Raw genomic sequence first — 14,783 nt, 5'->3', positions numbered from 1 at the left:
CAGTACGGAGCTTGCGATGGCCTCTACCCAGGACTATGTCGAAGCGTTGCGAGCTTCCCTCAAGGAGACGGAGAAGCTTCGCGCCCGAAACCGTGAACTGACCGCCGCGGTCAGCGAACCCGTGGCGATCGTGTCGATGGCGTGCCGCTACCCCGGCGACGTCTCCTCGCCGGACGACCTCTGGCGGCTGGTCGAACGGGCCGGCGACGCGATCGCCCCCTTCCCCGAGCAGCGCGGCTGGAGGGCGGACGGGCTCGGCGCCGACGCCGCGGCGAGCGACCTCGCCGCCCAGGGCGGGTTCCTGGACGGCGCCGAGCGCTTCGACGCCGCGTTCTTCGGGATCTCCCCGCGCGAGGCCCTCGCCATGGACCCCCAGCAGCGCTTGCTGCTGGAGAGCGGCTGGGAGGCCTTCGAACGGGCCGGGATCGCGCCGGACACCGTGCGCGGCACCCGGACCGGGGTGTTCGTCGGCGCGACCTCCTCCGGCTACGGGGTCGGTGCGGCCGACGCCGACCAGGGGTACGTCCTGGCCGGCGGAGCGACCAGCGTGCTCTCCGGCCGGGTGGCGTACGTGTTCGGGCTGGAAGGCCCGGCGGTCACGGTGGACACCGCGTGCTCCTCCTCGCTGGTGGCGCTGCACCTGGCCGTCCAGGCGCTGCGCGCCGGGGAGTGCACGCTGGCGCTGGCCGGCGGGGTGACCGTGCTGACCAACGCGGAGGTCTTCCACGCCTTCAGCGCCCAGCAGGGCCTCGCCTCGGACGGGCGGTGCCGCTCCTTCGGCGCCAGCGCGGACGGTACGGGCTGGGGCGAGGGCGTCGGACTGCTGCTGCTGGAGCGGCTGTCGGACGCGCGCCGCAACGGGCACGAGGTGCTGGCGGTGGTGCGCGGCAGCGCGGTCAACCAGGACGGCGCGTCCAACGGGATGACCGCGCCGAACGGCCCCTCGCAGCGCCGGGTGATCCGGCAGGCGCTGGCCTCCGCGCGGCTCGCCCCGTCCGAGGTGGACGTGGTGGAGGCGCACGGCACCGGCACCCGGCTGGGCGACCCGATCGAGGCCCAGGCGCTGCTGGCGACCTACGGCCGGGACCGCGGCGACGAGCCGCTGTGGCTCGGCTCGATCAAGTCCAACATCGGCCACACCCAGTCGGCGGCCGGTGTCGCGGGCATCATCAAGATGGTGCAGGCGATGCGGCACGGCCTGCTGCCCGCCACCCTGCACGCCGAGCAGCCGACGCCCCACGTGGACTGGTCGGCGGGCGCGGTGGAACTGCTGACCGAGGCCCGGCCGTGGCCGGAGGCGGACCGTCCGCGCCGGGCGGGCGTGTCCTCCTTCGGCATCAGCGGTACCAACGCCCACGTCATCCTGGAGCAGGGCGATCCGCTGCCCGCGCCGGAACCGGTGGAGAACAGCGGCCCGGTGCTCTGGCCGGTGTCCGCCAAGACCCCGGAGGGGCTGCGCGGACAGGCGGCGAGGCTGGCCGAGTTCGCGGCGACCGGGCCCGACCCGGCGGCCGCGGGGCACGCGCTGGCCGTCACCCGGGCGGCGCTGGAGCACCGCGCGGTGGTCCTCGGGGACTCGGCCGCAGGCCTCGGCGAGGGGCTGGCGGCGCTGGCCGAGGGACGTTCCGCCCAGGATGTGCTGACCGGGGTGGCGGACGAGGGCCGGACGGCGTTCCTGTTCACGGGGCAGGGTGCGCAGCGGGTCGGCATGGGCCGGGAGCTGTACGAGGCTTTCCCCGCCTTCGCGGCGGCGTTCGACGCGGTCTGCACGGAGCTGGACGCGAGGCTCGGGCGGTCGGTGCGTGAGGTCGTCTTCGCGGGTGCGGAGGATCTGGACCGTACGGTGTGGGCGCAGGCCGGGCTGTTCGCGGTCGAGGTGGCGTCCTTCCGGCTGCTGGAGTCCTGGGGCGTGGTCCCGGACGTGCTGCTCGGGCATTCGATCGGTGAGGTGTCGGCCGCCCATGTGGCGGGTGTTCTCTCGCTGCCGGACGCGTGCGCCCTGGTGGCGGCCCGCGGTCGGCTGATGGAGGCGCTGCCCGAGGGCGGCGCGATGCTCGCGGTGCAGGCCGCCGAGGCCGAGGTGCGGGCGGAGATAGGCGACCGCCTGGACGTGGCGGCCGTCAACGGCCCGACCTCCGTGGTGGTTTCGGGTCAGGTCGAAACGATCGAGGAGTTCGCCGCGCGCTGGAAGGCCGAGGGCCGCAAGACCCGTCGGCTGACGGTCTCGCACGCCTTCCACTCGGCGCTGATGGAGCCGATGCTCGCCGAATTCGCCGCCGTCCTCGCGGAGTTGACCTTCGCCGAGCCGCAGTTCCCGATCGTGTCGAACCTGACCGGCAGCCTCGCCGAGCCGGGCCTGCTCACCACCCCCGACTACTGGCTGCGGCAGGTCCGCGAGGCCGTCCGCTTCGCCGACGGCGTCGATGCCCTGGGCCGACGGGGCGTCACCCGCTTCGCCGAGCTCGGCCCGGACGGCGTGCTGTGCGGGATGGCCCAGCACGCCGGCGTCGAGGGCGCCTTCGCGCCGCTGCTGCGCGGCTCCGGCCACGACGGCGTGCGCACCTTCCACGCCGCCGTCGGCGCGCTCTGGACGGCGGGTGCCGCCGTGGACTGGCCGGCGGCCTTCGCGGGCCGTGGCGAGGGGCGGGTCGCGCTGCCCACGTACGCCTTCCAGCACCAGTCCTACTGGGCCCGTCCCGCCGCTCCCGCCGCCGCGGCCGAAGGAGCGGAGGGCACCGCCGAGGGCCGGTTCTGGGCCGCCGTCGAGCGCGAGGACGTGGCCGAACTGACCGGCGCCCTCGGCGTGGACGCGGACCAGGGGGAGCTGCGGGCCGTGCTGCCCGCGCTGTCCTCCTTCCGGCGCCGCCGCCGGGACGAGGCCGTCATCGACTCCTGGCGCTACCGGGTCCGCTGGAAGCCGCTCGCCGACGCGCCCGCCGCGGGCACGCTCACCGGCACCTGGCTGGTCGTCGCGACCCCGGGGGACACCGACGCCCAGCGGCTGCTGACCGCCGCCGGCGCCGACGTGGTCCTGCTGGAGTTCGGCCCCGGGGCCACCCGGGCCTCCCTGGCCGCCCGGCTGCGCGAGCTCACGGCCGACCCGGCCGGCGTGGTCGCCTGCCCGGCCCGGCACCCCGAGCCGGTCCCGGCGGCCGTCGCGCTGATCCAGGCGCTCGGCGACGCGGGCATCGACGCCCCGCTCTGGCTGGCCACCCGGGGCGGGGTGTCGGTGGGCCGCTCCGACGGTCCGTCCGACCCGGTGGCGGCGCAGCTCTGGGGCCTCGGCCGGGCCGCCGCCCTGGAGCTGCCGGAACGCTGGGGCGGGCTGGTCGACCTGCCGCCCGCCGAGGACGCCAGGACGGCCGCCCGGCTGGCCGCCGTCCTGACCGGCACCGAGGACCAGGTCGCCGTCCGGGGCGCCGGCACGTACGTCCGCCGCCTGGTGCGGGCCGCCCGACCGGACGGTGCCGAACCGCTCGGGCCGCCCTCGGGCACGGTGCTGGTGACCGGTGGAACCGGGGCGCTGGGCGCGGAGGTGGCGCGCTGGCTGGCCGGTCGGGGCGCTCCCCATCTCGTGCTGACCAGTCGGCGCGGTTCGGCGGCCGAGGGCGTGGACGCGCTGGTGGCCGAACTGGCCGGGCTCGGTGCCCGGGTGACGGTCGCCGCCTGCGACGCCGCCGACCGGGCGGCGCTGGCGGCGGTGCTCGACGCGATCCCGGCGGAGTTCCCGCTGACCGGTGTGGTGCACGCGGCCGGCGTCGGCCAGGCGACCTTGCTGATGGACACCGCCGCCGAGGAGATCGCCGCCGTGCTCGGCGGGAAGGCCGACGGCGCGGCGCACCTCGACGAGCTGACCGCCGGGCTGGACCTGGAGCTGTTCGTCGTCTTCTCCTCGATCTCGGCCACCTGGGGCTCCGGCGCCCAGGCCGTCTACGGCGCCGCCAACGCCTACCTGGAGGCGCTGGTCGAACAGCGCCGGGCGGCCGGCCGGGCCGCGCTGGCCGTCGCCTGGGGCCCGTGGGCGGAGGCCGGCATGGCCGTGCAGGGGGAATCGGAGGACTTCCTGCGCCGCCGCGGGCTCGCCCTGCTGGACCCGGCCCTCGCCGTGGGGGCGCTCGACCGGGCCGTCGCCGGGGGCGAGGCCTGCGTGGCGGTGGCGGACGTCCGCTGGGAGCGCTTCGCCCCCGCGTTCACGGCCAGCCGCCGCCGTCCGCTGATCGAGGACCTGCCCGAGGTGCTCCGGGCCCTGGAAGCCCCGGCCGCCGAGCCGGCCGAGGGCGCCTCCCCGCTGGCCGGGAAGCTCGCCGCGCTGCCGCCCGCCGAGCAGGAACGGACCCTGCTCGACCTGGTCCGGCGGCTGGCGGCGGCCGTGCTCGGCCACCGCGAGGCGGGCGACGTCCCGCCGGAGGTCCCGTTCAAGGGCCTCGGCTTCGACTCGCTCACCGCGCTCGAACTGCGCAACGCCCTGGCCGCCGAGACCGGGCTGCGGCTCTCCGCCACCCTGGTCTTCGACCACCCCACGCCGCGCGAACTGGCCGCCCAGCTGCGCGGCGAGCTGCTCGGCACCGCGGTGGCGGCCCAGACCGTGCGGGCCGAGGCCACCGCGCTGGAGGAGCCGATCGCGATCGTCGCGATGAGCTGCCGCTACCCCGGCGGGGTCGAGAACCCCGAACAGCTCTGGCGGCTGGTCGCCGACCGGGTGGACGCGGTCTCCGGGCTGCCCGGCGACCGCGGCTGGCCGCCGCTCGGCGCGCCCTCCGGCGAGGCGGGCGCGGACGCCACCTGGGCCGGCGGATTCCTGTCCGGCGTCGCCGACTTCGACCCGGCGCTGTTCGCCATCTCGCCGCGCGAGGCGCTGGCCATGGACCCCCAGCAGCGGCTGCTGCTGGAGACCGTCTGGGAGGCGTTCGAACGGGCCGGGGTGGACGCGCGCTCGCTGCGCGGCAGCCGCACCGGCGTGTTCATCGGCACCAACGGCCAGGACTACGCGGCGCTGCTCTCCGGCCCCTCCGACAGCGAGGGGCACCGGGGCACCGGCACCGCGGCCGCCGTGCTCTCCGGCCGGATCTCGTACGTGTTCGGGCTGGAGGGCCCGGCCATGACGGTGGACACCGCCTGCTCCTCCTCCCTGGTCGCCCTGCACTCGGCGGCCGAGGCGCTGCGCCGCGGCGAGTGCACCATGGCCCTCGCGGGCGGCGCCACGGTGATGGCGACCCCGTCGGCCTTCGTGGAGTTCAGCCGCCAGCTGGGCCTGGCCGCCGACGGCCGGTGCAAGGCCTTCGCCGCCGCGGCCGACGGCACCGGCTGGGGCGAGGGCGTCGGCATCCTGCTGCTGGAGCGGCTGTCCGACGCCCGCCGCAACGGCCATCGGGTGCTCGGCATCGTGCGCGGCAGCGCGGTCAACCAGGACGGCGCCTCGAACGGTCTGACGGCCCCGAACGGTCCCTCGCAGGAGCGGGTGATCCGGCAGGCGCTGGCCAACGCCGGGCTGTCGGCCGCCGAGGTGGACGCCGTGGAGGCGCACGGCACCGGCACCCGCCTCGGGGACCCGATCGAGGCGAAGGCGCTGCTGGCCACCTACGGGCAGGGCCGGGACGGGGAGCCGCTCTGGCTGGGCTCGATCAAGTCCAACATCGGCCACACCCAGGCCGCCGCCGGCATCGCCGGGATCATCAAGATGGTCATGGCGATGCGGTACGGCACGCTTCCGGCGACCCTGCACGTGGACGAGCCCACCCCGCACGTCGACTGGTCCACCGGGTCGGTCGAGCTGCTGACCGAGGCCCGGCCGTGGCCGCGGGCCGAACGGCCGCGCCGCACCGGCGTCTCCTCGTTCGGGATGAGCGGCACCAACGTCCACGTCATCATCGAGCAGGGCGAGCCCGCCCCGGCCGAGCCCGCCGGGCGTCGGCCGCACGGTCCGCTGCCGTGGCCGCTGTCCGGTCAGAACCCGGCGGCGCTGCGGGCCCAGGCCGCCCGGCTGGGCGAGCACCTGACGGACCGCCCGGAGGACGGACCGGCCGAGGTGGCCCGGGCCCTGTCCGGGCGGACGGCGCTGGCGCACCGCGCGGTGGTGGTCGGCGCGGACCGGGCCGAGCAGGACCGGGAGCTGGCGGCGCTGGCCGCCGGCGAGCCCGGCGCGGGCGTGGTCACCGGTACGGTCGCCGAGGGGCGGACGGCGTTCCTGTTCACGGGACAGGGTGCGCAGCGGGTCGGCATGGGCCGGGAGTTGTACGAGGAGTTCCCCGCCTTCGCGGCGGCCTTCGACGCGGTCTGCGCGGAGCTGGACCTGCTGCTGGACCGGCCGGTGAAGGACGTGGTGTTCGAGGGCGTCGAGGATCTGGACCGTACGGTGTGGGCGCAGGCCGGGCTGTTCGCGGTCGAGGTCGCCTCGTTCCGGCTGCTCGAATCCTGGGGCGTGACGGCCGACTTCCTGCTCGGCCACTCGATCGGCGAGGTGGCGGCCGCTCACGTCGCAGGGGTCTTCCCGCTGCCGGACGCGTGCGCCCTGGTGGCGGCGCGCGGCCGGCTGATGGACGCGCTGCCCGAGGGCGGGGCGATGCTGGCGGTCGAGGCCGCCGAGGCCGAGGTCCTCGACGCGATCGGCGACCGCCTGGACGTGGCGGCCGTCAACGGCCCGACCTCCGTGGTGGTCTCCGGGCCGGTCGAGGCGGTGGAGGAGCTGGCCGGGCGGTGGAAGGCCGAGGGCCGCCGGATCCGCAGGCTGACCGTCTCGCATGCCTTCCACTCGGCGCTGATGGAGCCGATGCTCGCCGAATTCTCGTCCGTCCTGGCGGAGTTGACCTTCGCCGAGCCGCGCATTCCGCTGCTGTCCAACGTCAGCGGGACGCTCGCCGAACCCGGGCTGCTCACCACCCCCGACTACTGGCTGCGCCAGGTCCGCGAGGCGGTCCGCTTCGCCGACGGCGTCGCCCACCTCGGCGAGCACGGCGTGACCCGCCTCCTGGAGCTGGGCCCCGACGGCGTGCTCTGCGGGCCGGCCCAGCAGACCCTCCCCGACGCCGTGCTCGCCCCGCTCCAGCGGGCCGGGCGGGACCAGGTGGACACGCTCTGGCACGGCCTCGGCCGGCTCTGGACGGCCGGTGCCCAGGTCGACTGGGCGGCGGCGCTGCCGGCCGGTCCGCACGCGGAACTGCCCACCTACGCCTTCCAGCGCGAGCGCTACTGGCCCCGGCCGGTCGCCGGGGCCGGCGACGTCGCGGCGCTCGGGCAACTGCCCGCCGGGCACCCGCTGCTGGGCGCCGTCCTGGCCCTGGCCGGGGACGGCGGCGCGGTGCTGACCGGACGGCTGTCCACGGCGAGCCACCCGTGGCTGGCCGACCACGCGGTACTGGGCCGGACCGTGGTGCCCGGCACCGCGCTGGTCGAACTCGCACTGCGGGCCGGCGAGCAGGTCGGCCGTACGGTGCTGGACGAACTGGTGGTGCGGTCCCCGCTCGCCCTCCCCGAACGGGGGGAGGCCCAGGTCCAGGTCCGGGTGACCGCGCCCGACGACGGCGGCGACTGCCGGCTGGAGATCCACGCCCGGCCCGACACCGGTGACCGGACGCCCTGGACCTGCCACGCCACCGGCCTGCTGACCGAGGCCGTACCGGCCGAGCCCTTCGAGTTGGCGGCCTGGCCGCCGCCGGCCGCCGAGCCGGTGCCGCTGGACGGCTTCTACGACACCCTGGCCGACAGCGGCTACGGCTACGGGCCGGCCTTCCGCGGCCTGCGCGCCGTCTGGCGGGCCGAGGACGCGGTCTACGCCGAGGTCGCGCTGCCCGAGGAGGCGGCGGACGAGGCCGCCGGCTTCGCCCTACACCCGGCGCTGCTGGACGCGGCGCTGCACGCCGTCGGCTTCGCCGGCGGGAGCGAGGTCGAGGGCACCGCCCTGCCGTTCGCCTGGACCGGCGTGCGGGTGGACGCGGTGGGCGCCTCGGTGCTGCGGGCGCGGATCACCCGGACCGCCGAGGGCGTCGCGCTGCGGCTGGCCGACGGCACCGGAAGCCCGGTGGCCACCGTGCGTTCGCTGGTGATGCGCGAGGTGTCCCCGGAGGCGCTCGGCGCCACGGCCGACGCCGGACCGGACGCGCTGTTCGCGGTGGACTGGCGGCCGGTGCCCCCGGCGGCCGGTGCGGCCGAGCCGGACCTGACCGCGTGGGCCGCGGTCGGCGAGACGGCCCCCGAGGGCGGACCGGCCCGCCGCCACACCGACCTGGCGGCCCTGGTCGCCTCCCTGGAACAGGGCGCGGCCGTACCGTCGGTGACCGTCCTGGCCGTCTCCGCCGTCTCCGCCGGCGCCGCCGGTGTTGACGGTGCGCTCGGTGCCGCCGGTGCGCTCGGGGCCGAGGCCGTGCACGGGGCGACCGCCCGGGTGCTCGGCGAGGTACGGGCCTGGCTGGCCGAGGAGCGGTTCGCCGACTCCCGGCTGGTGGTGCTCACCCGCGGGGCGACCCCGGCCGGGTCCGGCACCGGTGGCGAGGCCGACCCGGCCGGCGCCGCCGTGTGGGGACTGGTCCGCTCCGCGCAGACCGAGAACCCGGACCGGATCGTGCTGGTGGACATCGAACCGCAGGGCGGCGCGGCCGACCCGTGGGCCGGCTGGCCCGCGCTGGTGGGCGGCGAGGAGCCCCAACTCGCGGTCCGCGGCGGCGACATCAGGGTGCCGCGACTGGTCCGGGAGGCCACCGTCGCCCGGCTGACCCCGCCGGAGCCCGCGGGCGCCTGGCGGCTCGGCCTCGCGGGGCGGGGCGCCGGACTGGAGGACGTGGCGCTGGTGCCCGCGCCCGACGCCGACGCGCCGCTGGGCGCGGACGAGGTCCGGGTCGCGGTGCGCTCGGCGGGCGTCAACTTCCGGGACGTGCTGATCGGTCTGGGCATGTACCCGGACCGGACGGCCGCGATGGGCTCCGAGGCCGCCGGCGTCGTGCTGGAGGTCGGCGCCGGAGTGACCGACCTCGCCCCGGGCGAGCGGGTCTTCGGCTTCTTCGCCGGTGGCGCGGCCGTCCGGGCCGTCACCGACCGGCGGCTGCTGGCCCGCGTCCCGCGGGGCTGGTCCTTCGCCCAGGCCGCCTCCGTACCGCTGGTGTTCGCCACCGCCTACTACGGGCTGCGCGACCTGGCCGACGCGCAGCGGGGCGAATCGGTGCTGGTGCACGCCGCGGCCGGCGGCGTCGGCATGGCGGCCGTCCAACTCGCCCGCCACTTCGGCCTGGAGGTGTTCGGCACCGCCAGCCCGGGCAAGTGGCGCACGCTGCGGGAGCTGGGGCTGGACGAGGCGCACATCGCCTCCTCCCGCGACCTCGCCTTCGAGGAGCGGTTCCGCACCGCGACCGGCGGGCGCGGGGTCGACCTGGTGCTGAACTCGCTGGCCGGGGAGTTCACCGACGCCTCGCTGCGGCTGCTGGCCGAGGGCGGGCGCTTCCTGGAGATGGGCAAGACCGACGTCCGGCAGCCGGCCGGCCTCCGGTACCGGGCCTTCGACCTCGGCGACGCCGGGCCGGCCCGGATGGGCGGCATCCTGCACGAGGTGATCGAGCTGTTCGAGGCCGGTGCGCTGCGAATGCTGCCGATCACCGCCTGGGACGTCCGGGACGCGGTCGGCGCCTTCCGGCACGTCAGCCAGGCCCGGCACGTCGGCAAGAACGTGCTGACGCTGCCGGTGGAGCCGGACCCCGAGGGCACGGTGCTGATCACCGGTGGCACCGGGACGCTGGGCGGGCTGCTGGCCCGGCACCTGGCGGCCGTGCACGGCGTGCGCCACCTGACCCTGCTGAGCCGCCGGGGCGCGGACGGCCCGGACGTGCGGGAACTCCTCGCCGAGCTGGGCGAGTCGGGCGCCCGGGCGGAGGTCGTCGCCTGCGACGCGGCCGACCGCACCGCCCTGGCCCGGGTTCTCGACGGCCTCGCCCGTCCGCTGACGGGCGTGGTGCACGCCGCCGGCGTGCTGGACGACGGGGTGTTCGGCACCCTGACGCCGGAGCGCCTCTCCCGGGTGCTGCGCCCGAAGGTGGACGCGGCGCTCAACCTGCACGAGCTGACGGCGCACCTCGACCTGTCGATGTTCGTGCTGTACTCCTCGGTGTCGGGCACCTTCGGCTCCGGCGGGCAGGCCAACTACGCGGCCGCGAACGCCTTCCTGGACGCCCTGGCCGCCCGGCGGACGGCCTCCGGCCAGGCCGGCCAGTCGCTGGCCTGGGGCCTGTGGGAGCAGGCCAGCGGGCTCACCGGCCACCTCGGGAAGGTCGACCAGGCCCGGGCCGGCAGCCTCAGCGCGCCGCTGTCCACCGCCCGGGCGCTCGCCCTGTTCGACCGGGCGCGCACCACGGGCCGCTCCCACCTGGTGCCGGTCGACATCGACCTGGGCGTGCTGCGCGCCGCCGCCCACCCGGTGCCCGCGCTGCTGCGGGCGCTGGTCGGCCAACCGGTCCGCCGGGCCGCCGACAACCGGCGCCCGGACGGCCCGGCGCTGGCCGAGCGGCTGGCCGTGATGGCCGACGCCCAGCGCGACGCGGCCCTGCTGGACCTGGTCACCGGGAACGCCGCGGTGGTCCTCGGACACGGCTCGACGGACGCCGTCGCGGCCGACCGGCCGTTCAAGGACCTCGGGTTCGACTCGCTGACCTCGGTCGAGCTGCGCAACCGGCTGAACACCGCCACCGGCCTGCGGCTGCCCCCCACCCTGGTCTTCGACCACCCGACCCCGGCCGCGCTCGCCCGCCACCTGCGGGAGAGCCTGCTGCCGCAGGCCGACCCGGTGGAGGACCTGCTCGGCCGGCTGGCCGGAATGGAGGCCGACCTGGTCGCGCTGGCCGGGGCGGAACGGGCGGGGGCCCGCGCCAGGCTGGAGCAGCTGCTCGACCGGCTGCGGGACGCCGACGGGCCGCAGCCGGAGCACGACGACAGCGACCTGGAGTCCGCGACGGCCGAGGACATCTTCGCCCTGATCGACGACGAGCTGGGGAGCTGACGGCGGGCCGGCGGGGCGTTCCGGGTCAGGTCACCAGACCGCGCCGGAACGCCTCGCCGACCGCGCCCGCCCGGTCGCGGACCCCGAGCTTGTCGTAGATCCGCAGCAGGTGCGTCTTGACGCTGGCCTCGGTGATGAACAGCTTGCCGGCGACCTCCTTGTTGGAGGAGCCGTGGGCGACCAGCCGCATCACCTCCAGCTCACGGGCGCTCAGCACGCCGAGGCTGGGCCGGCGCACCCGGTCCATCAGCCGTTTGGTGATGGCGGGGGAGAGCATCGCGTCGCCCCGGGCCGCGACCCGGGCCGCGCGCAGCAGCTCCTCGGTGGGCGCGTCCTTCAGCAGGTAGCCGGTGGCGCCGGCCTCGATCGCGGGCAGCACGTCGTTGTCGGTGTCGAACGTGGTCAGCACCAGCACCCGCACCCCGGGCGCGGTCTCGCCGAGCCGGTGGATCGCGGTGACTCCGTCCATCACCGGCATGCGCAGGTCCATCAGCACCAGGTCGGGCTTCAGTTCGGCGACCCGGTCGAGCGCCTCGGCGCCGTTGCCGGCCTCGCCGACGACCTCGAACTCCGGGCTGTCGGCGAACGCGCCGCGCAGGCCGTCCCGGACGATCGGGTGGTCGTCGACGATCAGCAGCCTTACGGGGGCGGACTGTTCGCTCATGCGCTGCCGCCCCGGCGGATCGCGGGCACGCTCGCGTTCACCGCGGTGCCCGAGCCCGGGGCGCTCTCCACGGTCAGTGTCCCGAGCACCCGGTCGAGCCGTCGGCGCAGGCCGTCCAGCCCGTACCCGCTGTCGCCGTCGGCGGGCGGCGGCCCGTCGAGGTCGGTCACGGTGAAGCCGACCCCGTCGTCGTGAACGTCCAGCATGACCGTGTCCTCCAGGTAGGAAATGGTCAGTCTGACCTTACTGGCAGCGGCATGCTTCGCGATGTTCGCCAGGGTCTCCTGGGCGGCACGGAACAGGGCGACCTCGATCTCCGTCAGCAACGGGACGGGATCACCGGTGGTCTCCACCGAGGCCGGCACGTCCGCCCGCGCCGACCAGCGCTGGGCCAGCTCCCGGATCGCGTTCGGCAGGTGCGCCTCCTCCAGCTCCGCCGGCCGCAGCGCGGCCACCGAGCGCCGGGCCGCCGTGAGGCTCTCCCGGGCCAGCCCCCGGGCCTGTTCGAGGTGCCACTCGCGCTGCTCGGACTGTGGCCGGGCCCGGTCGGCGGCCTGGAGCTGGGTGATGATGCCGGCCAGTCCCTGGGCGATGGTGTCGTGGATCTCCCGGGCCATCCGCTGGCGTTCGTCCTGGATGCCCGCCTCCCGGGCCTGGATCAGCAACTGGGCGTGCAGGCCGTTGTTCTCGCCGATCACCGTCTTCAACTCCGTGACCAGCCGGCAGCGTTCCTCGCTGCGCTCGTTGAAGCGGTGCGACAGGTTGCCGAACAGGCCGATCAGGCAGGTCTGGAGGCAGACCGAGGCGGCCGCGATGGCGATCCGCCGGGAGCTGTCCGGCACCCCGCCGGGGATCAGGTTGATGATCAGCGAGGTGGCGCCGACGCTGACGAAGGCCCACTGCGGCGGGAGCAGGTCGTAGGCCTGGACGAACCCGACCACGGCGAACACGAAGAAGATCGGGTGCTGGGTCATCAACAGCGCGGCCAGCACCAGCTGGCCCGCCACGTACGTCAGCATCGGGCCGGTGCGGCCCGTCCACTGCGGCGACCGCAGGGTGTACATCGCCAGCGTCCACGCGGCGGTCACCACGACCAGCGGGAAGACCGTGACGCGTGCGGTGGCCGCCCCCTCCTCCGGCTGCACGACGCACAGCACGGTGGCCACGCCCAGCAGCACGACGGGCAGCGGGGTGAGGAAGCGGCGCAGGTCGATCGGTTCGTCGCTCTTCATGCTGCTGCTCCTCGGCCCCCGCTGCTTCCCCGGCTCCCGCCCCGCCGCGACCGCCCGTGACCGCGGACCTCCAGCCTAGGCCTACTCCCGGCGGGATCCTCCGCCCTGGGCCTACTCCCAGCGGAAGAGCCGTGCGGCCAAGACACCGAAGACCACCGTGTAGCCGACGAGGACCAACAGGGCGGTGGTGCCCGGCAGGTGACCCTTGGCCACGTCGCCGAAGGCCTGGACGGAGGCGCCGAGCGGGGTGAAGTCACCGATCCGGTTGACCGCGGCGGGCATCTGGTCGCGGGGCACGTACAGGCCCGCGAAGAACATCAGCGGGAAGAACAGCATGCTGCCCGCGCCGGTGGCGGCCTTGGTGGTCTTGAGCACCGAGGCGACGAACAGCCCGATGGACAGCACCGCGGTGGCCGAGAGCAGGAAGGTCAGCACGAAGCCGAGCGGGTTGCTCGGCAGCTTGACGTCCCACAGCAGGCGCGCGGTCGCGAGCACCAGAACGGTGGTGGCGATCGCCACGGTGATCTGGACCACCAACTGGGCGATCAGCACCCGGGCCGGGCCCACCGGCGTGGTCGACAGCCGGCGCAGGATGCCCTTCTCCCGGTAGCCCACCAGGTAGCCCGGGGTGATGAACAGACCGGTCATCGCGAAGGCCAGCACCACGGTGACGGGCGTGTAGGAGTCGATGGCGCGCTGGCCGATCTCGGCCTTGAACTCGCGGGAGGACGGGATACTGCCGATGATCACCACCAGGACGACCGGGAAGAGCAGCGTCCAGAAGTACGCGGCCGGGTCTCGCAGGAAGAGCTTGAACTCCACGGCCGTGAGCCGGTTCATCGCCCGCACGGGGGTTCTCCTTCTAGGGGTCGGGGGTCGGCTACGGGCCGGGGATCAGTGGGAGGGGTGGTCGAACCGGCGGCCGGTCAGGGCGAGGAACGCGTCCTCCAGGCTGGCCAGCTCCGCGCGCAGGTCGGCCGCGACGATCTGGTTGCGGGCGAGCGCCGAGGTGACGGCGTACACCAGGTTGCCCGTGCCGGTGACCTCCACCTGCGAGCCGTGCCGCTGGACCGAGGTCACCTCGGGCAGCGAGGTCAGGATGTGGTCGTCGAGCGGGGAGGTCGGGCGGAAGCGCACCTTCTGCTCGGCGCCCACCCCGGCCACCAGGCCGGCGGGGGTGTCCAGCGCGACGATCCGGCCGCCGTCGATCAGGGCCAGCCGGTCGCAGAGCCGCTCGGCCTCCTCCATGAAGTGGGTGACCAGGACGACGGTGATGCCCCGGGCGCGGACCTGCTCGATCAGCTCCCAGGTGTCCCGCCGGGCCGCCGGGTCCAGACCGGTGGTCAGCTCGTCCAGCACGGCCACCTTCGGGTTGCCGACCAGCGCCAGCGCGATGGACAGCCGCTGCTTCTGGCCGCCGGACAGGCTGGCGAACGGGCTGTTCATCTTGTCCAGCAGGTTCAGCTCGGCGAGCAGCTCCCGCCAGTCCGCGTGGTCGTCGTAGAAGGAGGCGTACAGCTCCATCGCCTCGGCGACCCGCAGCTTGTCCGGCATCTCGCTCTTCTGCAGCTGCATGCCCAGGATGCGGTGCAGCTTGGCGGCGTCGTGCTGGGGGTCCAGGCCGTGCACCGAGATGCTCCCGCCGCCGGGCTTGCGCAGCCCGGCGATGCACTCGACCGTCGTGGTCTTCCCGGCGCCGTTGGGGCCGAGGATGCCGAAGATCTCCCCCTCCTGCACCTCGAACGAGATGTCGTCGACGACGACCTTCTGGCCGTACTGCATCCGCAGGTTCGAAACGACGATCGCTGGCACGGTCTTGGTCTCCGTTCTCCGAGGTCCCACCAGTGTCCGGCCGCACCGCCGCGCCCGGATCGACCTGGTGATATCCATCCGGTGGAACTTCCCGCGATCGAAC

Annotated in this window: 5 protein-coding genes; 1 reads left to right on the top strand and 4 read right to left on the bottom strand. The window is 75.5% G+C overall.

Going from position 1 to position 14,783, the window contains the following annotated elements; translation table 11 throughout:
- The first annotated feature begins 16 nt into the window (after positions 1-16).
- Positions 17-10,972: a type I polyketide synthase gene (locus ACFWJ4_RS17790; RefSeq protein WP_380544906.1), complete on the top strand. Its 10,956-nt coding sequence runs from the start codon at positions 17-19 to the stop codon at positions 10,970-10,972.
- A gap of 25 nt (positions 10,973-10,997) precedes the next feature.
- Here the strand turns inward: ACFWJ4_RS17790 and ACFWJ4_RS17785 are convergent, their stop codons facing one another.
- The 4 genes from ACFWJ4_RS17785 to ACFWJ4_RS17770 form a co-directional block, all read right to left on the bottom strand.
- Complete coding sequence (locus ACFWJ4_RS17785) at positions 10,998-11,636, bottom strand: response regulator (RefSeq protein ID WP_380544903.1); 639 nt, start codon at positions 11,634-11,636, stop codon at positions 10,998-11,000.
- Positions 11,633-12,868 (bottom strand): sensor histidine kinase, encoded by a 1,236-nt coding sequence (locus tag ACFWJ4_RS17780; protein ID WP_380544900.1) that lies wholly within the window; start codon positions 12,866-12,868, stop codon positions 11,633-11,635. Before ACFWJ4_RS17780 ends, ACFWJ4_RS17785 begins: the two co-directional genes overlap by 4 nt.
- Positions 12,869-12,979: 111 nt before the next feature.
- Positions 12,980-13,708: an ABC transporter permease gene (locus ACFWJ4_RS17775; protein ID WP_359905274.1), complete on the bottom strand. Its 729-nt coding sequence runs from the start codon at positions 13,706-13,708 to the stop codon at positions 12,980-12,982.
- Between the two features lie 54 nt (positions 13,709-13,762).
- On the bottom strand, positions 13,763-14,680 hold the full coding sequence (locus ACFWJ4_RS17770) for an ABC transporter ATP-binding protein (protein WP_380544897.1): 918 nt from the start codon (positions 14,678-14,680) through the stop codon (positions 13,763-13,765).
- Between the last annotated feature and the right edge of the window lie 103 nt (positions 14,681-14,783).

Source organism: Kitasatospora sp. NPDC127067 (assembly GCF_042724755.1).
Taxonomy (GTDB): Bacteria; Actinomycetota; Actinomycetes; order Streptomycetales; family Streptomycetaceae; genus Kitasatospora; species Kitasatospora lactacystinica.
Note: the sequence above shows the minus strand (reverse complement) of the source record. Positions and strands in the feature narration are given on the sequence as shown.